Source organism: Mesorhizobium sp. M8A.F.Ca.ET.181.01.1.1 (genome assembly GCF_004792025.1).
GTDB lineage: Bacteria > Pseudomonadota > Alphaproteobacteria > Rhizobiales > Rhizobiaceae > Mesorhizobium.
The window spans coordinates 1-302 of the sequence record NZ_SRTV01000240.1; the positions used below are offsets into that span (position 1 = coordinate 1).

1 pseudogene is annotated in these 302 nt (G+C 57.0%); it reads left to right on the forward strand.

The window, feature by feature from the left end:
* A pseudogene (locus tag EN824_RS34440) lies at nt 1–302 on the forward strand (MFS transporter); the annotation flags it as partial.

The following is a 302-nucleotide window of genomic DNA, read 5'->3' on the forward strand; positions in this document are numbered from 1 at the left end:
ATCGCCTTCGTGGTTGCTTCCTGCCTCAACCTCTTCGTGACGGACCTGCATTCGGCCATCGTCATCCGGTTCGTCAGCGGCATGGCGGCCGCGCCGATTTCATCGCTCGGCTTTCTCTATATTCTTGAGGCCTTTCCGCCCGCACGAAAATTCTCGCTGGGATTCAGCATTGCACTGACAGGTACGCTGTTGTCGGCGCCGCTTGCGCGCATGGTGTCACCCTCGCTGCTGGCGATCGATGGCTGGAATGCCCTTTATTCGATGGAAGTCGGTTTTGCGCTGATTTCCTTCGCCATGATTTA